Source organism: Pantoea sp. 18059, assembly GCF_902706165.1.
Lineage (GTDB): Bacteria > Pseudomonadota > Gammaproteobacteria > Enterobacterales > Enterobacteriaceae > Pantoea > Pantoea agglomerans.
The window spans coordinates 298,113-316,431 of record NZ_CACSJS010000002.1 but is presented as its reverse complement, the minus strand read 5'-3'; the positions used below and the strand labels follow the sequence as shown (position 1 = coordinate 316,431).

The following is an 18,319-nucleotide window of genomic DNA, read 5'->3' as shown; positions in this document are numbered from 1 at the left end:
ACTCTATCGGGCGCCGGATATTCTCCAAATGCGGGTTTCTTATGAGCTTTGCACAATTATTAGCGTAGTCATTCAGGCAAAGAGACAAAATAAGATAATGACGGTCAGTAATTATTTTATTGTCATTTTACAGCGGGCGGAATAAAGCCGGTTTTACTCAGCCGATCACAAATTGCGCACAGTCTGATTGTATGACTATCAAAGTCACTATAGTGTTAACGATGAGAATGATTCTCTTGTATGGAAGTATGATATTTTTTTATCGGTTATCTGGCGTGATGATGACAGGGCGAAAATAATAACCCTCATTCCTGCGTTAAAAGAGTTAAATACCCGATGTTTATGCGGTTTTACCCCCGATTTCCGCGCTGTAAATCTTTTACCTCTCCGCAACCCTTTCGCAACACCATGATAAACTTTTACTAAGACACATCTTAAATTCAATTTTTACATCCAGACATATCTATATCCCTAAGATTGCCAGGTTATTAACCGATAAGTTCCGTTAGTCACCGAACCATAATTCTACCTGCCCTTGTCTGTTCTGCCGTCGTCTGTGCCGCGTGCGTTGATCTCTGCGGGGAATTTTCCGCCTGCACTCAGCCTTTCAGCTTCATAACAAATAAAGCGGGTATTTAGCAGATGAGAGTCGTGCGGATATGCTTTTAGAAAAACCCACCACCAGGCGTAAATTTTTGCTCGGTTCACTGCTGGCGTTGCCATTAAGTGAACTGGTCTTCAAAGGCATTACTGCGGCACAGGCGGCAGAGATGGCCGCACCGGAGTTAGCCGATTACAAACCGATCTTTTTTAGTGCCGATGAGTGGCAGTTTATCCTGGCCGCCACTGACCGTTTGATTCCGGCAGGCGGCAAAGGCAAAGCGCCGGGCGCGCTGGAAACTAACGTGCCGATCTTTATCGATCAGCAGCTGCACAGCGAAGCGTTTGGCAGCGAAATCTACATGCAGGGGCCGTTCAATACGCAGGCGCCCGCAACCATGGGTTACCAGATCCCGTTCCGCCCACAGCAGATGTATCAGACCGGTATCCGGCTGATTAATCAGTGGTCGCAGAACACCCATCAGAAAGCGTTTCATGCGCTGACGCTGGAAGAGAAAGATGCGGTGCTGACCCAGGTAAACAAAAACGAGATCGACTTTGCTGCACTGGGCGAAGCCGATCTTAAGCCTGCGCATTTCTTCAGCCAGCTGCTTTCCGATACCAAGCATGGCTACCTTGCTGACCCGATGTACGGCGGTAATAAAGGCATGAAAGCCTGGATCGCCATCGGCTTCCCCGGCGCGCGTGCCAGCTTCACCGAATGGGTGAAACAGCACAACGTTCCTTATCCGCTGGGTCCGGTCAGTGTGAAGGGCGAACGCGCGTAGGGCGCGTCCACATCAGGTATTTGAAACAGGATTATCATGGCACAGGTTACTAAAAAAGAAGTCGACGTCGTGGTCTGCGGCCTCGGCTGGGCAGGCTCGCTGATGAGCATCGAGCTGGCACTGGCAGGTCTGGATGTGCGCGCCCTTGAGCGCGGCGGCGATCGCGATTATGACGAGTTCGCCTACCCGAAACCGGCGGATGAATACGCCTATGCGGTGCGCAATAAAGTGTTTGCCACCCCCGCCGAAGTGGCGGTCACCGTGCGCTACAACAGCAGCCAGACGGCATTGCCAACCCGTAAATGGGGTGCATTTGCACCGGGCACCGGCGTAGGCGGTTCCGGCCTGCACTGGACCGCAGTACTGATCCGTCCGACACCGACTGATATCAAACTGAAGACTTATGTCGATGAGGCTTACAAGCCGGGCATTCTGCAGGATGATATGCGGGTGATGGACTTCCCGTTCAGCTGGGAAGAGATCGAACCTTACTACTACAAATTCGAACTGATTTGCGGCCAGTCGGGCAACACCGGCAACCTGCGCGGCAAAATCCTGGAAGGCGGCGATCCGTTTGAAGGCCCGCGTTCTGAGCCTTATCCGCTGCCTGCGCTGGATGACACGCTGAACAACGTGATGTTCAAAGAGGTGGCGACCAAACTCGGTTACCATCCGTTCACGAACCCGTCGGCCTGTGTGTCGCGTGCGTGGAAAAACCCGTACGGCAACCAGATCGCGCCGTGCAACTACTGCGGTTATTGCAGTAAATATCCCTGCCTGAACTACTCCAAAGCGTCGCCGCAGACCGCCGTAATGGATTCACTGAAGCGTATGCCGAACTTCTCCTATGAAGTGAATGCGGAAGTGATCAAGGTCGTGCTGAACGATGATAAGAAAACTGCGAAAGGCGTGATCTACATCGATGCACAGGGCAACGAGTGCTTCCAGCCAGCGAAAATCGTGGTGCTGAGCAGCTTCCAGCTCTACAACGTGCGTCTGATGCTGCTCTCCGGCATCGGCAAGCCTTACAACCCGATTACCGAAGAAGGTGTGGTAGGGCGTAACTACGCGTTCCTGTCCAACGGCGGCGCGACGCTGTTCTTCAAAGATAAAAACTTCAATCCGTACGCTACGGCGGGCGCGACCGGCCAGATGTTCAACGACATCTCGCCAGGCAACTTCGACGGCCCATCCCTCGGCTTCCTGGGTGGCGCGAAGATCCACAGCTCACAGGCAACCGGTACGCCGATCAGCACCGCGCTGCCAAAAGGCACGCCGACCTGGGGCATGGGATACAAGGAAGGTCTGGAGGAGTGGTACGGTCATTCGATGAAGATCAGCATCACCACCACCTGTCAGTCTTACCGCGATATCTATCTGGATCTCGATCCGAACTACAACGATCACCGTGGCCTGCCACTGCTGCGCATGACCTTCAACTGGAAAGAGAATGAGCTGAAGCTGCAGCAGCACCTGAAAGGCATCGTCGGCAATATCGCGAAAGAGCTGAACCCTGACAGCATGAGCATGAGTTTCCTGCCAATGGGTGCGGATTTCGATCTGACCAAATATGTCTCTACCCACAACGTGGGCGGTGCCGTAATGGGCGATAACCCGAAAACCTCGGCGCTGAACAAGTATCTGCAGAGCTGGGACGTGCATAACGTCTTTGTGCCGGGCGGCAACGCTTTCCCGCAGAACTTCCAGGCGAACCCGACCGATACCATCGGTGCGATCACCCTGATGGCGGCACAGGCGATCAAAGATCAGTATCTGAAAAATCCCGGCCCACTGGTACAGGCATAAGCGCATGAATAAGCTGAAACTGAAATCTTTTATCTTTGCCAACGCGGTGCTGTTAGCCAGCGGATTTGCGCTGCCGGCTCACGCCGAAGATGAAGCGCAACTGATTAAGCAGGGCGAATATCTCTCGCGGCTGGGCGACTGCATGGCCTGCCACTCACTGCCTGGCAAGCCTGACTATTCGGGTGGGCTGGCGATTGAGTCGAACCTTGGCACCATCTTCTCCACTAACATCACGCCCGATAAGCAGCACGGTATTGGCAACTACAGCGAGCAGCAGTTCTCTGACGCAGTGCGCAAAGGGGTATTACCGGACGGTTCGCATCTCTATCCGGCGATGCCTTATCCTGATTACGCCAAAATCAGTGATGCCGACATCCACGCGCTTTACGTCTATTTCATGAAAGGCGTGCAGCCAAGCGCAGAACAGCCGCCGGAAACCGATCTGAGCTTTCCGTTCAGCCAGCGCTGGGGCATGCGTTTCTGGAACTGGGCGTTCGCCTCGGATAAGCCGTTCCAGCCGATTGGTGGAGCTTCTGAAGAGGTCAACCGCGGTGCCTATATCGTGGAGAGTCTGGGCCACTGCGGCAGCTGTCATACGCCGCGCGGTCTGGGCATGAACGAGAAAGCGCTGGATAGCGGTGACGATAAATTCCTGGCAGGCGGCAGCCTGAACAACTGGGATGTGCCGTCACTGCGTGGCCTGCCACGCTGGAGCGAGCAGGAAGTGGTGGACTACCTGCAGACCGGCCGTAACGATAAAGCGGCGGTGGGCGGCGAGATGACCTCGGTGATTGAGCACAGCAGCTCACACATGACCGACGCCGATCTGAAAGCCATCGCGGCCTACCTGAAGTTCCTGGGCGGCAACCCGCCATTGCAGGCGTACAACGTGCAGGCGCAGCAGGCAACAGAAGCGAAACTCACTGCCGCGAAGAACCTGAGCGAAGGCGAGCGTCTTTATCTGGATAACTGCGGTGCCTGTCACTTCGTGACCGGCAAAGGCGCCCCGGGGATCTTCCCGGAGCTGGATCAGGCGACGATCGTCAATGCCAAGGATCCAACCGGATTGATCCACACCATCCTGGCTGGCGCACAGCAGCCTTCCACCGCGAAGGCCCCGTCGAAACTGGCGATGCCAGGCTTTGGTCAGCGTCTGAGTGATGAAGAGGTGGCGCAGCTGGCGACCTTTATTCGCCAGGGCTGGAGCAACACCGCGCCAGCGGTGAGCAAAGATCAGGTTGCTGAAGTGCGTAAAACGCTGAAGTAATCGGTCCTGAGTTTTCCCCTCTGCCCGTCAGGAGAGGGGAAATCCCGGATTAGTGAAAGGTGCGCACCACTTCCAGCACGCCGTTAATGATAAACTGCACGCCCATACAGACCAGTAAAAATCCCATCAGGCGCGATATCGCCTCAATGCCGCTTTTACCCACCAGCTTCATGATGGCACCCGAACTGCGCAGTGAAATCCACAGGATCAGACTCACCAGCAGGAAGATCAGCACTGGCGCGACGGTGATGACCCAGGCCGGAAAGTCGACGCCGCTTCTTACCGTCGAGGCAGAGGAGATGATCATCGCAATGGTACCCGGCCCGGCCGTGCTTGGCATCGCCAGCGGCACAAAGGCGATATTCACCGGCTCTTTGGCTTCATCCAGCTCATCCAGTTTCTGCTTTGCTTCGACAGAATGGCCGGCAGGTTTAGCCGGGAACAGCATCCGAAAACCGATAAAAGCAACGATCAGGCCGCCCGCCATGCGCAGGCCAGGAATGGAGATGCCGAAAGTATTCAGCACCGCGCTGCCCGCATACCACGCCACCATCATGATGGCGAAGACATAGATAGAAGCCTGGCGCGCCTGTCGGTTGCGCTCCTGGAAGTTCATCTCACCCGCCAGCCCCAGAAACAGCGCCACGGTGGTGAGTGGATTGGCGAGCGGCAGGATCACCACCAGCCCCAGACTGACTGCTTTAATTAACTCCAGCATGACAAATCGCCTTTTCCGTGGTGATTAGTGCTTCGGACGCTCCAGCGCCTCAAGCAGTTCCGGAAAGAAGTCCTGCAGGATTTCAGGCGTCATCAATTCAGGATACTGCATCAGATGCTCGCGGATACGCTCATTGATGTCCGGCAGCAGACGCTGGGCCGCGGCGCTGGCGGTGATTTTGTGCTTCTTCATGGCGCGCAGCAGATCGCCTGGCAGCGCGTCTTCATCGTCGGCGTCATCCACCATCTCCAGCGCGTCCAGCTCGTCGAACATCTCCATCAGCGCTTCGGTCTGCGGCGTGCGCGACTCATATTCACGCGGATGTTCATCTTCCAGGAAACGCAGCATGGCGCGCATTGGCGTGCCGTCTGGCGTGGATGGCGGCTCGGTAGCGAACCAGCTCAGTAGCTGATGCATGGTAACCTGATGAACGCGAAAGCCGCTGTCGACCAGCTCATCGGCCAGCAGCTCGGCGGTTTCGTTTTCAATCACGCAGATGTGAGTACGTTTGGGTTCGTACTGCTCCAGCCACTGGTAGATCTCTTCAATCACGCCATCGTCATACTCGAATTTTTTGGTGACATAGCTGTCGTCCTGTTCGTGAACGCAGGCCTGAATCTGATCGGGGTCGAAGTAAAGTGCGATGTTGATGCCTTTCATGCGTGCTGTCCTGTAGAAATCAAAACAACACTATAGCGCTCAACCCCAAGTTAAGGGAATGTCAGGCGTCACAGCATGGGGGGCGTTTAACGCTCCCCTCAGAGCAGAGAGGGGAGAGAGAAGGGAAGGAGATCAGGAGATAAAGTTTTTGCCCTGCTTCAGCACTACGTCACAGGCTTTGGTTTTCAGCTTCTCACCCATTGGCGAGTTGCTCAGGCTTTGCAGATTCAACTGCTGGCCATTACCGGTATTCAGCAGACCGGCCACGCCCTGGGTGTAATCGGTTTTCTGTTCCTGCGCGGTGGTGGTGTTCAGACCGAGCTTGCTCAGCACCTGGTCTTTGACCGACTGCACGTTGTTTTTCACCACGTTGTGTTCGACGCAGTACTGCATCACACCAGCGGCGTTGGTCATGCTGTTGGCGCTGACCGCTTTATCGCCGCCACCCAGCATGCTGGTAATGGTAGAAAGCGACATGCCGCCATTCTGCTGCGTGGTGCCGGTGCTGCTGCCGTTGTTTTGCTGGCTGAGCTGTGACGCTGCACTGCTCAGCTGATCCTGCCAGCTTGCCGCTGATGCACTGCCTGCGACCAGAAGTGCCGCCAGTCCCCATCCCCACGCACTGCGTTGTGCTTGCTTCATTTCAACCTCGGTATGTGCTTATTCAGTTTTCCTAAGAAAGGCTGACGGGCAGAAAGTTCCTGACTTCCTTTTATAAAAATCGTCTTAAATAGCACTTTGGGAATCTTCTGTAATAAGAGCGATAAAATATTCAGATGCTTATGGGTGTTATTATTGTGTGAAGTAATTAACTGAAGGCAGTAATAAGCACATTCCGCGGAAACATTATTTAATATCCTCACGATGTTTATCAGGAATCGTCCTGGTTTAAATTAAAGTTACCGCTTTTCTTATAGCGTGTTTTCTAAGCGATTGCGTCTGGGTTGGTAATATTTACCTGAGGAATTAAATTTATATAAATGCATGAATTTTGGTTGTTTTTTGTTTTTATCGTAGCGGCTATTTAAGCCGTACCGCTGTTTTTTGATGCGATTTTCTGTGCCGTAATTAAATTGAGTTGGCAGGGTTTTTTATTATTCAGGCTTGCGAAATCAGCCAGAGTGTTCATGCTTAATCACTGTGTCAGGCAGTTGTGGCAGATATTTAATTTAACGGGAGCGATATTATGGCTGGACAGCCAGAGCACAATAATAATGCAGAGGTCACGCTTAAACTCGCTGAAGAGCAAATAGCCCTGACGAAGCAAAAGATTGTGGATGGACATGTCCGTGTTACCCGTTCCACAACTGAGCATGACGAGGTCATCAGTACACTGCTTAACCGGGAGAAGGTTGAGGTTGAGCATGTAGCGAAAGCGCAACCCGTTGAAACGATGCCCGAAATCAGGGAAGAGAACGGTGTACTGATTGTCCCGGTAGTAGAGGAAGAAATCCAAATCGTCAGAAAGCTGGTGCTTAAAGAAGAGATCCACATCCGAAAAGTGCAGGAGAATGTTCCTTTTCAGGAAGTGGTGACCCGACGTGAGCAGCAGGTGAACGTTGAAAGAGATGACGATCAAATTAGCTAACAGAGAGGAACCTATCATGGCACATGAAAAAATCGTAACACTGTTCGATTCTGCAATTCAGGCAGAGGCCGCGAAAAGAAATCTCGTGAAAGCAGGCTTTTCTGATCGGGACATCAGTCTTATCAGTGGAGAACGTTTGCAGGAGGAAGGACACTCTATCCGCCATCCGAGCATCTGGCAGCGTCTTTTTGGTCACTCCGTTGATAAAGAGCAGGCCGATGTTTATACCAGAGCGATGGACAAGGGCGGCGTAGTGCTGACCATCCGCACCGAAGAGGAGAAGCTGGCTCGCGCCATGACCATTCTCCATTCTCATGACTCGGTGGACGTTCCGTCACGTATGCAAACCTCGGTTGAGAATGGCACCACCGCGCCGGGCATCAACCCGACGACGGCCGGTAAGCAGTTTGCCGGTGAGACCAACGACCGCCAGGTTGAACCGCGACGCACCTCACTGACCGGTGATGAGAGCGAAGCTGATATTCTGCGTCTGGCCGAAGAGCAGGTAGAAGTGGGTAAACGTCTGGTGAGCGAAGGCTCCACCCGCGTACGCCGCTATACCGTGACCGATACCGTATCTGAAGATATCTCGTTGCATGAGCAGCACGCTGACATCTTCCGCCGTTCGGTGAATGAACCCGCGCTGGCTGGTGAAGTGGACTGGTCAGAGAAAACCGTAGAAGTCGCTGAGACGCATGAGCAGCCGGTGATCAACAAAACGACCCACGTGAAAGAAGAAGTGGTGGTGCGTACCGACGGCAGCGATCGTACCGAGACGATTAATGACACGGTACGTCGTCAGGAAGTGGATATCGACCATGCACGAGGTGGTCTGGAGCGCGAACTGCCGGGTACGACCGCAGGGGTAAAACCTGCGACCGCCGCCGCAGGCACGCAGTCACCAGGTGCACATAACCGTGACCACAAAGAGAGCCTGACTGAGAAGGTGAAAGATAAAGCCGGCGAAGTGAAGAATAAGGTCGAAAACAAGCTGCATCATGACCATACGCATTGAGGCGCTCATCCTGACAACAACAGGCGCTGATGGGCACTGATAATGCCTGATGCTGAGCATGTGATATGCAAGAAAGAGCCAACCGCGAGGTTGGCTCTTTTGCGTTTGTGGGGGAGGAGCCAAGACTTTTTTACAGGCCAGCTAGAAGATTAAACTTTTTCTGATAATCGCATTCAGCCAGACTTCGTCGCCGCGTCCGATACGAACATCACCGGTCTGCCAGATTTTATCTATTTCAAGAGCAAATCTCTTTACCGCTGTGTCCTCAGAGCCAGCCTCACTTTTTATCTCCATCGTATTTTTAGTCAGGAGGCTGCCGCCGGGAGTATTAATCCTCTCGATCAGTTTCTGTAACCCAGCCCTATCCATATCCGTAAATCTGCGCCCATCCTTTTCCCGTTCGCCGCGGCCATATTTAAAAGAGAGATACCCTACGCCGCCAGGCTTCAGCGCCATTGTCAGTTTTGTCATGACGCCGGGTAGTTCAGCTTTGGAAACATGCAGCAGCGAGGCGCAGCACCAGATACCATCATATCTTTCAACCGCATCCACATCCTGAAAGCGCATCTGCGCTACAGGCTTTCCGGATAACTGGCGGGCCAGCGCAACCAGCTCCGCCGAGGCATCAAAGGCTTCGACGGCAAAACCCATTTCGCTGAAGGCTTTAACGTCACGACCTGAACCACAGCCTGCATCAAGAATGCGAGCGCCCGGCGGCAGGCAGTCAATAAAAGGCGGGTAAAGCGCAGACATATCCACGCTTGCCGTATCGGTAAAAAATCGTTGAGCATTCTGTCGGTAATAATCTTCGTTGCTCAAAACAGGCTGTCCCCTTGTGCCGCTGGCTGCCACTCGTGGAGCAGGGAAAATTTTGCCGTATCCCAGCTGTTTTGCAGGAAACTATGCCGCAGTATCGGCGTTGCGCCGGTCTGGCGGATTAACGTCTCCCGCAGTGGCAGATGACTGTTAATAAAGTATTCGTTTCGATCATGCAGTCGCTGCAAAAGTGTTATCGAAGGGATACGCGCAAACTTACCCTGTGCGCCGCGATTACAGGTCTGGCAGGCCAGCACCAGATTCCAGACGCCGTTGAGGTTGCCGATTTGCTCGCTGAGCATCAGCGGCAGAAAGTGATCGACATCCGCCAGGTTCTCTTCGCCACCCGTCACGCCAATGGCACGAAAGCAGTAAAAGCACCGGCCTTTCTGGTAGCCATTCAGGCTGCTGCGGCAGCTGGTAATGGTGACGCGGCGACCGCTCTGACGGCTGAAAAGCATCTTGTCATTATCGTCATAATCAACCGCAATCAGGTTGCGTGAAACGTTCATCGCCCAGGCTTCTTCTACCAGCCGCCATCTGGCATCCGTTTCCGCTTTCAGACTGGCAAACTGTTCGTTTTCCGTCAGCTGATAAAAGTTATCCGTAAGCCTAATGCCTTTATGGCTTCGCCGTTCATCCATGAAAAAGCGTTTGTCGATCTCGGCGTGATTCACATTATGAAAAGCATCGATGACGTTTGCGAACCCGCGCTTAACGGTAATAGCAATTAATTGCTCTTCGCTGATTTCGCCTGCGTTGAATTGTCTGCATGCCTCCAGAAACTCGCTGCTTTTGCTGGTGATCTGCTTTGGCGCATGACGCAGGTGGGCACACAAATGCCGCACAAAAGGCACGGCCAGCGCTTCCAGCGTAATCAAATCGTTGTCCGGCTGCTTCAGGTCGTACAGCGCATGGGCGAGGGCAAATTTATAGGAGGCGACGTTTTTGCCAAAAAGGATAACGCCGCGCCAGTAGTTTTCAAGGCGGGGATCGGCCTGGTAAAAGCGCATGCAGGATCCTGTTTTGCGAGACAGCTCGAAAAAATCACGTAACAGGATCACATAACAAATGCAGGTAAATGTAAACCGTAAAGGTGGGGAGGCGTTTGGGCGTTTCTAAGGGCGAACAGGCGCTGTAAGACAATCAAGACAACATCAGCGTGAATGGTAAGTAGAGGGAGGATGCACAGGCTAAAGCGTTGGGTCATTGCCGATTTTATTCAGGCAACTCAGTCATGGGGCAGGCGCTCAGCGCTGTCTGGAACTGGCACTCGTCAGACAGATCGTACTGCACTGAAAGATGAGCGGGCAGGGCGGTAAAAACGGATAACGGCGTCATTTCTTCTTCGATATAATCAGGAGCTATCCGAACAGGTCGGGTCATTTAAATGCATCAGTTTGTTTATTTTATTTTCTCACTGCTGTCGTTAGCTTTCTTCATTTTGCTCATCTGCTATTGCTTCAGGCCTTTGCCCTTTAAAAAAGGGCTCCCTCCTTCTCCAGGAGAGATGAAAAAGATATCGGCTAATACGCCGATATTGAAAAAATTGGGCATGAACACGGAAGATTATTACTATGACAGCGACTTCCTGTATCAGCAGCGTGAAGGCGAAACGCTTTGCAAAGTTCCGCTGGAAAATATTATCAGGATAAAAGTTACCGGAACTGAAGTCAGCAATCGCCGGGTATGGTTGGTTCGTTACGTTACCGGAGCTTATAAAACCGAAAGGGAGTTCAGAGTCCTGAACAACTACACCCTTTTCAATCGGGATTTTGCCGGTTTTCTTGCCGCCGTGAAAGAGGCCAATCCAGCGGCTGAGGTGCAGGAAATGACCTTAGGACGACTGTAAATTGGCAGGATAGCGCGGAGCGCTTTAGCATGAGCAATGATATGGAACCCTCAATGGCGGACGTTATCGCTTTTGTCCGCGATTTTGCAGGATGCAGACGTGAAATAATCGATGAAAATACCTGGCTGGAAAAGGATCTGGGGATTACCGGCGATGATGGTGTTGAATTGCTGGAGGAGGCCGAAAAAGTTTTCGGTGTGAGCTTTTCTGCAGAAGAAGGTGGTTTCCGTAAGACATTTTCCCTGAAAGAAAACGAATATCTTTTCCATAGTGAAGGCATCGATTTTTTTGGCATTGTTTATCTTTGCAGACGACTGCGCGGTATTCCTGCGCCTGTCATCCGCGATCTCTCTGTCGGCCAGCTGCATAGCGTGCTGGTTGAAGCGCTTAACAAAAAAGAGAGAGTGACCCGATAGGCGCATCGCCCAGGACGGGGCGTAGCCTTTTTTCAAAGCCTGGCGGCGATTAACAATGGCTTTGGGTTCCCTTACACCGATGGTGAAAGAGTGATACCTGTGCTGATATCAGAAATAAAACCTGAGGGAATAAAGTGAACTATAAACCGATGCTTTTCGTACTGGCGGCGTTCTCCCTGTCGGCTCAGGCCGCCCAGAGCGGAAAAACGCTTGAGCACAAAGACTGGGAAGTTGTCTGCGATAACACCCTGACCTGTCGCATTGCGGGTTATGCCAAAGAAGAGGATCCCTCCGGCTCCATCCTGCTCACCCGCGCCGCTGGACCTGGAACAGAGCCAGTGGGAGAGGTGACGCTGGGCGACACCGAAGATGACAGCGAACCGGCAGAAAAGCTGACGCTGTGGATCGACGGGAAATCAGCAGGCGATCTGGTGGCGGCTGACGATAACTGGCGAATGTCGGCCAGCCAGACCTCTGCGGTAATCAGCGCCGTCAAAGGCAGCGGTAAAGTTGAATTTAAAGGCGGTACAAAGCCATTCCTGCTTTCTGGCGAAGGCGCTTATGCCGTGCTGCTGAAAGCGGACGACGTGCAGGGCCGTATCGGCACGCCAGGTGCACTCACCAAAAAAGGCAATAAACCGGAGAGCAGCGTGGCTAAGGCTGTGCCCGCACCGGTTATTCAGGCGGCAAAAACCCTCAGCGGCGAACCCCGTTTGCTGACCGCACCAGAAATCGACGCGCTGAAAACCCGACTGCTTTCAACGGTCAATCACAATGACGATGACACGTGCGACAGCCTGTATTCACCTGCAGAAAACAGTGATCCGGAAACCGATGGACTCACGCTTACGCCACTGGACGACACACACGCTTTGCTTTCAGCGCTCTGCTGGCGTGCCGCTTATAACGAAGGATATGGCTACTGGGTCATTGATGACCAGCTAAAAGGCACGCCGGTACTGGTGACCATTTCCGGGTCGGATTACGACAAAGGTGAGATTACCAATGTGCAGAAAGGCCGCGGTATTGGTGACTGCATGAGCCAGGAAAGCTGGGTTTGGGACGGCAAGGCCTTCCGCAAAAGCTATGAAGGCGGGACCGGCATGTGCCGTTATATCCATGCGGGCGGCACCTGGGATCTGCCAACTCTGGTAACGGATGTGAAGCCTGTTTCGGGTTAAGCAGGTGAACCTGAGAACCCAAAAGACGGTTTTTTCAGCAGTTGCACCTTCGCCTGCCGATAAGGGTTGCGGAAACAGGGGGTAACGGTATAATCCTCAACGTTTTCCGCATACCCTTCAGTGCCGAAGTGGCGAAATCGGTAGACGCAGTTGATTCAAAATCAACCGCCGCGAGGCGTGCCGGTTCGATTCCGGCCTTCGGCACCATCGGAACATCAATAGACGTCAACGGACGTCTTTTTTTGTGCCTGAAATCCAGTATTTACCCATCATTCCCGTTATATTAACTCTCTCAAGGTCAACCGACTTCAACGTACATCTACCAACAGATGTTGGTATAGATGATGGTATTTCCGGTTCGATAATGCTTGTACCAACAGGGAGGGGATAAGCATGGCGTTAACAGATATCAAAGTCAGAACAGCCAAGTCAACGGATAAGCAATACAAACTGACCGATGGCAATGGTATGCATCTTCTCGTCCACCCAAATGGTTCAAGATACTGGCGTCTGCAGTACCGCTATGGCGGAAAGCAAAAGATGCTGGCTTTAGGTGTTTACCCTGACGTATCTCTTGCAGATGCTAGAACTCGTCGCGATGACGCTCGTAAGCTTTTAGCAAACGGCATCGATCCGGGAGATAAAAAGAAAAATGATAAGATTGAGCAGGAGGAAGCACGTACTTTTGAGCAGCTTGCTATTGAGTGGCATGCCACAAATAAAAAGTGGTCAGAAGAACATAGTCGACGAGTGCTTAAAAGCTTGGAGGACAATCTCTTCCCTGCCATAGGTAAGCGGAATATCGCTGATCTTAAAACTAGAGACCTGCTGGCCCCAATCAAAGCGGTAGAGTTGTCGGGGCGACTTGAGGTGGCATCCCGTCTACAGCAGCGCACTACTGCAATTATGAGATATGCCGTTCAGAGTGGTTTACTTGATTACAATCCCGCGCAAGAGATGGTTGGTGCTGTCGCTTCGAGTAACCGTCAGCATAGACCTGCGTTAGAGTTGAGACGTACTCCCGAACTGCTTCAGCGCATTGATAGCTATACCGGCAGGCCTTTGACTCGTCTTGCCGTTGAGTTAACCCTCCTTGTCTTCATCCGCTCCAGCGAATTGCGTTTTGCTCGTTGGTCTGAGATCGATTTTGAAACATCTATGTGGACGATACCTGCAGAGCGGGAAGCTATTGAAGGGGTAAAGCACTCACAGCGTGGCTCAAAAATGCGCACACCTCATCTGGTGCCACTTTCTCGTCAGGCGTTAGCAATCCTTAAACAGGTACACAAGCTTAGTGGCGATCGTGATTTTGTTTTCATTGGCGATCACGACCATCGCAAACCGATGAGCGAAAACACAGTGAACAAGGCGCTGCGCGTTATGGGTTATGACACGAAGGTTGAAGTTTGTGGGCACGGTTTCAGGACAATGGCTTGTAGTTCATTGATTGAGTCTGGATTGTGGTCGAGGGATGCAGTGGAACGGCAAATGAGCCATATGGAACGTAACTCAGTACGTGCAGCTTACATTCATAAGGCTGAGCATCTTGATGAGCGGCGACTAATGCTGCAGTGGTGGGCTGATTTTTTGGATGCGAATAGGGAAAGCGAAGTTAGTCCTTATGACTTTGGCAAGTAGTCTAATTCCTGATGCTTGCTATGTTTGAATTCGAAAAACCGGCTTGAAGTATAATCCATACTTTTTTATAACTGTATTATTCAGGCGACTGTGAGGTGCACTATGAAAACTTTCGATGCCCAACTTGCGATGAGCATTGTATCGCACTCAACTGGAGGTTTTAGTTACGACACTCTTTCTAGGGCTATGATTTCTAAGGATAAAAATGAAAGCCCTGACGTGCTTCTTGAATCATGTCGAGACTTTTGTTTATCCCTTGAGGAAAAAGGCATTTTGAGACGATGCCAAAGATGTTCTCATTCTCAAGATGAGTATTTCGAGTACATTCTCCACTAACATAAGACCCTAGGAAAAATTTCTAGGGTCTTTTAACTCCGTTCTTGTCATCCCCCTTTTTCTACTGTAGCTTGTGTAGCACGATTCGGGGGGCGATTGTGAGCAACATCAATTTAATAACTACATGTACAAATGGAAAACACTGCGGTAGCGGAGATATATTGAGTCTGAGTCAATTTTCATCAGGTCTAATCTCTTCAAGTGTGCTAGTGAATTCTTGGTGTAATGCTCTGAATGAAGCTATATCTACATCTGCAACTGTATGTGCAGAGAATCTTTATAAAGGTGGGCACTGGGCGACAGCTAAAGCGATATTAAATGAATATCCTATTGATTTATGGGTGCTTTCTGCTGGATTGGGCCTCCTCCACCACAAAGACAATGTAGTACCGTATAAAGCGACATTTGCTGTTGGATATGACGAATCAATACCTTTGTATTCTCAAGAATATGTAGGGAAAAGTTTTCATAGAACATGGTGGAAAGAAATAACTAATAGATCAATTTTTAGATCTAAGCATCCTACATCTATTTTAGAATTAATGAAAAAAAACAAAAAAGACTATTATATTATTTGCGGTTCCCCAGATTATATTAATGCAATTGAATTGGATATTATTAATGGTATTGAGTATTTGATTGATGCAAAAAAACAACTGCTTATTGTAACTTCCAAAAAAATCAATGACAGGTTGACTGCATATCTTTTCAAAACCAACCAAAATATGGCTCTGTGGCTAGGATGCAATATGCTCATGCTTAATATCAGTGTGGCAAAATACATTGTTAAGGAATTTACGTCAAAACAACTCAATGATTTAAATGAGTTATCTCACAAGTTAATTGAAGAACTCAAGGAGTTACCTGAGCGTGAAGTGAAAAAAGGAATTCGTCGTACCCCGGAGGAAGTTAAGTTTTTCATTTTAAAGCTTATGGAACAAAATCCTAGTATCAGTGCAACACATGCGTTGCGTGAATTTCGTGACTCGGGAAATTCATTTGAGGAAAAACGTTTTCGGGCTGAGTTTAAGGTCCTGAGAGAGGCTAAACCTTAATGCTACTTGCTTGGGTTTCATGGTAGAATCCCCCGTTTTTTGAGGCTTTGCAGTGGTGTCACAGGAGAGTAAGTTGTCGAAGCTAAAGTATTTTTTCCCTGATAGTCAGGATTTTATCGATCCCAGTTTCGACTTCTTCCGCGAAACGCGAAACGAACATCGCGTGCGTCAACGTGACGATCATTATCCGCATGAGGTTTTTCCTCATCCTTACGATGGTATGCTGGTTTCTAAAGCCGTAGTAGATGGTCTTGGCGGTGGCGAGAGCAAATATACGCGTGCCCAACGTTTGCGTTACTTCCGTAATGGCATGAAGCACTTCTTCCGCTTGCCGGAAAATATGGAAACTATGGGGGATTGCGGAGCCTTCACTTATGTTAACCAAGACGTCCCGCCATACCGTGTGGAAGAGGTGATTGAATTCTACGAAACCTCCCGCTTTAACCATGGCGTTTCTCTCGATCATATCGTTTTTGGCTATGAGAAACCTGGTGAGGTATTCAGTGGCGAAGTGTTGGCTGAATGTCGCCGACGCCAGGATATTACGCTGACCTTGGCGCAAGAGTTTTTGAACAAGTCGCAAAAGTCCTGTTTCGCTGCCTTTGGCGTTGCACATGGATGGAGCAAAACCTCCTACCGTCAATCTGTAGAGGCCCTGCTGGCCATGGGATACAAAAATATCACCATGGGGGGGATGGTGCCTTTGAAAACGGTGCAGATCCTTGAGACTCTCGAAGAGATTAAACCTCTGCTGAAAAGTGATACACGTGTTCACTTGCTTGGTATTGCCCGTCCAGAGAGTTTCGCCGACTTTATCAAGTTTGGTGTGACCAGTATTGACTCGACTACACCGCTTCAGCAGGCCTTCAAAGATCGGAAAAACAACTATCATACGCCTGATGGCCCGGCCTATACCGCTGTGCGTGTCCCTCAGTTTGATGCGAATCCAAGTTTGAGTCGCAAAATTAAATCTGGCGTGATTGATCAGGATATTGCGCGGCATCTTGAAAAGGATGCCATGAATGCCCTGTTCGAATACGATAAAGGGGCTTTGTCCCTTGAGAAGACGCTGGAAATAGTACTGGCATATGAACGTCTTCATTCGGGCGAGAAAGAAGCCGAAAAAATCCGTGCTGACTACGAACGTACGCTGGGTGATCGTCCATGGAAGCAATGCAAGTGCAATATCTGCAAGGCCATTGGCATCAACGTTATCATTTTCCGCGGCGCAGAACGCAACCGTCGCCGTGGTTTCCATAATATTCAGGTGTTGTACAACCGTTTACAGCACACATTGTCATTACGCTCAGAGGAACTGTCATGAGTGAGTATCGTGTTCCCGCCCTGCGAATCCGACAGGGTGAGGAGAGGCAACTCTACAGCCTTGCGATAGAAGGTAAACAAATCAGCAAGATTGCAGCGATTTCACGTATCCGTCGCGGCGAAGAGAGTTTGGTTGGTTATCAGCGTCCAGAAGTACGTAACCATATTCGCGAAATTCAGCGCTACATTGAGAGCGCAAATCCGATGATACCAAACCCGGTGATTATCGCTTTTGATAAGCGTGTGCGTTTTGAACCGCTTACAGATAATGGCGATATGGGACATCTGGTAATACCTTTCTCCGAAGATAAGGATTTTGAGAAGCCAGGTTTTATTGTGGATGGTCAACAACGTACCGCTGCTTTGCGGGATGCAGAAATCGACTCGTTCATGATGCCGGTCTCCGCTTTCATTGCTAATGACGCGGAAGAACAGCGTGAACAGTTCATGCTGGTTAACTCCACAAAACCGTTGCCCAAAACGTTGTTATACGAACTGGCACCGCATACCCACGGTCGTTTGCCATCCGATCTGCAAATGCGTAAGTTTCCTTCACTGCTGACTCAACGACTGAACTTCGGCGAAGGTCCACTTGCAGGGCGCATCAAAACGGCGACCAATCCTGATGGGGTTATTGCTGACAACTCGATGATCAAAATGATCGATGCCAGTCTTCGTGAGGGAGCATTGTATCGCTTCCGTGACCCCGCGACAGGGTTGGGGGATGAAGGGAAGATGGTGAAACTGCTGAATAACTTCTGGTCTGCTGTGGAAACTGTGTTTACTGATGACTGGGATAAAAAGCCGCGCTATTCCCGCTTGTTACATGGCGTTGGTATTCTTGCGCTTGGCAGCTTGATGGATGAAATCGATCAGGTTCATCAGGACTATAAAGGTGAACCAGGCTGGACTGAGATCCCTTCCTATACTCGTTTTGTCGAAGAGTTAAACCGTATTAAGCCGCTTTGTGCATGGAGTAGTGGCGTGTGGAACTTCGGCACAGATGTTGATGGTCAGCCTATTGTTCGTAAATGGAATGAACTGCAAAATCTCTCAAAAGATATATCTGTGGTTACTGATTATCTGGTAGCCAATTATATTAAAGTAGCTAATGCTGACATTTAAAATTTAAGTTTAATCTAAAGCCTCATATTGTTAAATGGAGGCTTTATTTTTTTAATGAAATAATTTCATGGTGAAACTAGTGGGTATGTAGATAAGGGGTGTTTAACTTTCTTTAATTTGACGGTATTAACTGAT

Annotated in this window: 17 protein-coding genes and 1 tRNA gene; 13 read left to right on the top strand and 5 right to left on the bottom strand. The window is 50.5% G+C overall.

Annotation, left to right across the window (positions count from 1 at the left end; genetic code table 11):
- Positions 1-659: 659 nt before the first annotated feature.
- Genes GVJ63_RS08260 through GVJ63_RS08250 form a run of 3 tightly spaced genes read left to right on the top strand, consistent with a single transcriptional unit; the run spans position 660 to position 4,461 of the window.
- The gene (locus GVJ63_RS08260) at positions 660-1,388 is read left to right on the top strand and encodes a gluconate 2-dehydrogenase subunit 3 family protein (RefSeq protein WP_010251628.1); all 729 of its coding nucleotides are present in this window, start codon (positions 660-662) and stop codon (positions 1,386-1,388) included.
- 36 nt (positions 1,389-1,424) lie between these two features.
- On the top strand, positions 1,425-3,194 hold the full coding sequence (locus GVJ63_RS08255) for a GMC family oxidoreductase (RefSeq protein ID WP_159226699.1): 1,770 nt from the start codon (positions 1,425-1,427) through the stop codon (positions 3,192-3,194).
- A gap of 4 nt (positions 3,195-3,198) precedes the next feature.
- Positions 3,199-4,461: a cytochrome c gene (locus GVJ63_RS08250; RefSeq protein ID WP_122459369.1), complete on the top strand. Its 1,263-nt coding sequence runs from the start codon at positions 3,199-3,201 to the stop codon at positions 4,459-4,461.
- A gap of 49 nt (positions 4,462-4,510) precedes the next feature.
- Here the strand turns inward: GVJ63_RS08250 and GVJ63_RS08245 are convergent, their stop codons facing one another.
- The 3 genes from GVJ63_RS08245 to GVJ63_RS08235 all read right to left on the bottom strand — a co-directional run bounded on the left by GVJ63_RS08245 (position 4,511) and on the right by GVJ63_RS08235 (position 6,481).
- Positions 4,511-5,179 carry a MarC family NAAT transporter gene (locus GVJ63_RS08245; RefSeq protein WP_010671772.1) on the bottom strand — a complete coding sequence of 223 codons (669 nt, stop codon included), beginning with the start codon at positions 5,177-5,179 and terminating at the stop codon, positions 4,511-4,513.
- Positions 5,180-5,203: 24 nt separating this feature from the next.
- Positions 5,204-5,839 carry a hypothetical protein gene (locus GVJ63_RS08240; RefSeq protein WP_010251615.1) on the bottom strand — a complete coding sequence of 212 codons (636 nt, stop codon included), beginning with the start codon at positions 5,837-5,839 and terminating at the stop codon, positions 5,204-5,206.
- A gap of 132 nt (positions 5,840-5,971) precedes the next feature.
- Positions 5,972-6,481, bottom strand: coding sequence for a DUF2501 domain-containing protein (locus tag GVJ63_RS08235; RefSeq protein ID WP_010671770.1), 510 nt, complete (start codon positions 6,479-6,481; stop codon positions 5,972-5,974).
- A gap of 544 nt (positions 6,482-7,025) precedes the next feature.
- Between GVJ63_RS08235 and GVJ63_RS08230 the strand changes: the two genes are divergently transcribed.
- The gene (locus tag GVJ63_RS08230) at positions 7,026-7,427 is read left to right on the top strand and encodes a DUF2382 domain-containing protein (RefSeq protein WP_010251609.1); all 402 of its coding nucleotides are present in this window, start codon (positions 7,026-7,028) and stop codon (positions 7,425-7,427) included.
- A gap of 16 nt (positions 7,428-7,443) precedes the next feature.
- The gene (locus GVJ63_RS08225) at positions 7,444-8,442 is read left to right on the top strand and encodes a YsnF/AvaK domain-containing protein (protein WP_159226698.1); all 999 of its coding nucleotides are present in this window, start codon (positions 7,444-7,446) and stop codon (positions 8,440-8,442) included.
- A gap of 141 nt (positions 8,443-8,583) precedes the next feature.
- On the opposite strand, the gene GVJ63_RS08220 is transcribed toward GVJ63_RS08225, so the two are convergent.
- Together GVJ63_RS08220 and GVJ63_RS08215 are read right to left on the bottom strand one after the other, a co-directional pair.
- Positions 8,584-9,261 (bottom strand): bifunctional 2-polyprenyl-6-hydroxyphenol methylase/3-demethylubiquinol 3-O-methyltransferase UbiG, encoded by a 678-nt coding sequence (locus tag GVJ63_RS08220; protein ID WP_159226697.1) that lies wholly within the window; start codon positions 9,259-9,261, stop codon positions 8,584-8,586.
- Positions 9,258-10,271 carry an HNH endonuclease domain-containing protein gene (locus tag GVJ63_RS08215; protein ID WP_159226696.1) on the bottom strand — a complete coding sequence of 338 codons (1,014 nt, stop codon included), beginning with the start codon at positions 10,269-10,271 and terminating at the stop codon, positions 9,258-9,260. The genes GVJ63_RS08220 and GVJ63_RS08215 overlap by 4 nt, the downstream gene beginning before the upstream one ends.
- Positions 10,272-10,648: 377 nt before the next feature.
- Here GVJ63_RS08215 and GVJ63_RS08210 point away from each other — a divergent pair, with 377 nt between their 5' ends.
- The 8 genes from GVJ63_RS08210 (at position 10,649) to dbpB (ending at position 18,184) form a co-directional block, all read left to right on the top strand.
- Complete coding sequence (locus GVJ63_RS08210; protein WP_159226695.1) at positions 10,649-11,110, top strand: hypothetical protein; 462 nt, start codon at positions 10,649-10,651, stop codon at positions 11,108-11,110.
- Between the two features lie 41 nt (positions 11,111-11,151).
- Positions 11,152-11,526: a hypothetical protein gene (locus tag GVJ63_RS08205; protein ID WP_187495850.1), complete on the top strand. Its 375-nt coding sequence runs from the start codon at positions 11,152-11,154 to the stop codon at positions 11,524-11,526.
- Between the two features lie 149 nt (positions 11,527-11,675).
- Positions 11,676-12,707 carry a DUF1176 domain-containing protein gene (locus GVJ63_RS08200; protein WP_159226747.1) on the top strand — a complete coding sequence of 344 codons (1,032 nt, stop codon included), beginning with the start codon at positions 11,676-11,678 and terminating at the stop codon, positions 12,705-12,707.
- Positions 12,708-12,829: 122 nt separating this feature from the next.
- Positions 12,830-12,914 (top strand) — tRNA-Leu (locus GVJ63_RS08195).
- A gap of 186 nt (positions 12,915-13,100) precedes the next feature.
- Positions 13,101-14,345 carry an integrase arm-type DNA-binding domain-containing protein gene (locus GVJ63_RS08190; RefSeq protein WP_159226693.1) on the top strand — a complete coding sequence of 415 codons (1,245 nt, stop codon included), beginning with the start codon at positions 13,101-13,103 and terminating at the stop codon, positions 14,343-14,345.
- Between the two features lie 539 nt (positions 14,346-14,884).
- Positions 14,885-15,736: a hypothetical protein gene (locus tag GVJ63_RS22225; RefSeq protein WP_200843111.1), complete on the top strand. Its 852-nt coding sequence runs from the start codon at positions 14,885-14,887 to the stop codon at positions 15,734-15,736.
- Positions 15,737-15,809: 73 nt separating this feature from the next.
- Positions 15,810-17,060: a tRNA-guanine transglycosylase DpdA gene (gene dpdA / locus GVJ63_RS08180; RefSeq protein WP_028715992.1), complete on the top strand. Its 1,251-nt coding sequence runs from the start codon at positions 15,810-15,812 to the stop codon at positions 17,058-17,060.
- The gene (gene dbpB, locus GVJ63_RS08175) at positions 17,057-18,184 is read left to right on the top strand and encodes a DGQHR domain-containing protein DpdB (RefSeq protein ID WP_028715993.1); all 1,128 of its coding nucleotides are present in this window, start codon (positions 17,057-17,059) and stop codon (positions 18,182-18,184) included. Before dpdA ends, dbpB begins: the two co-directional genes overlap by 4 nt.
- The last annotated feature ends 135 nt before the right edge of the window (positions 18,185-18,319 follow it).

Bases quoted from the DNA above. Each gene is read 5' to 3' on its own strand.
- GVJ63_RS08205 (WP_187495850.1), top strand. From the start codon at position 11,152: ATGGAACCCTCAATGGCGGACGTTATCGCTTTTGTCCGCGATTTTGCA.
- GVJ63_RS08240 (WP_010251615.1), bottom strand. From the start codon at position 5,839: ATGAAAGGCATCAACATCGCACTTTACTTCGACCCCGATCAGATTCAG.
- GVJ63_RS08255 (WP_159226699.1), top strand. From the start codon at position 1,425: ATGGCACAGGTTACTAAAAAAGAAGTCGACGTCGTGGTCTGCGGCCTC.
- GVJ63_RS08235 (WP_010671770.1), bottom strand. From the start codon at position 6,481: ATGAAGCAAGCACAACGCAGTGCGTGGGGATGGGGACTGGCGGCACTT.
- dbpB (WP_028715993.1), top strand. From the start codon at position 17,057: ATGAGTGAGTATCGTGTTCCCGCCCTGCGAATCCGACAGGGTGAGGAG.
- GVJ63_RS08200 (WP_159226747.1), top strand. From the start codon at position 11,676: ATGCTTTTCGTACTGGCGGCGTTCTCCCTGTCGGCTCAGGCCGCCCAG.
- GVJ63_RS08230 (WP_010251609.1), top strand. From the start codon at position 7,026: ATGGCTGGACAGCCAGAGCACAATAATAATGCAGAGGTCACGCTTAAA.
- GVJ63_RS08260 (WP_010251628.1), top strand. From the start codon at position 660: ATGCTTTTAGAAAAACCCACCACCAGGCGTAAATTTTTGCTCGGTTCA.
- GVJ63_RS08245 (WP_010671772.1), bottom strand. From the start codon at position 5,179: ATGCTGGAGTTAATTAAAGCAGTCAGTCTGGGGCTGGTGGTGATCCTG.
- GVJ63_RS08210 (WP_159226695.1), top strand. From the start codon at position 10,649: ATGCATCAGTTTGTTTATTTTATTTTCTCACTGCTGTCGTTAGCTTTC.
- GVJ63_RS08215 (WP_159226696.1), bottom strand. From the start codon at position 10,271: ATGCGCTTTTACCAGGCCGATCCCCGCCTTGAAAACTACTGGCGCGGC.
- GVJ63_RS08190 (WP_159226693.1), top strand. From the start codon at position 13,101: ATGGCGTTAACAGATATCAAAGTCAGAACAGCCAAGTCAACGGATAAG.
- GVJ63_RS08225 (WP_159226698.1), top strand. From the start codon at position 7,444: ATGGCACATGAAAAAATCGTAACACTGTTCGATTCTGCAATTCAGGCA.
- GVJ63_RS08250 (WP_122459369.1), top strand. From the start codon at position 3,199: ATGAATAAGCTGAAACTGAAATCTTTTATCTTTGCCAACGCGGTGCTG.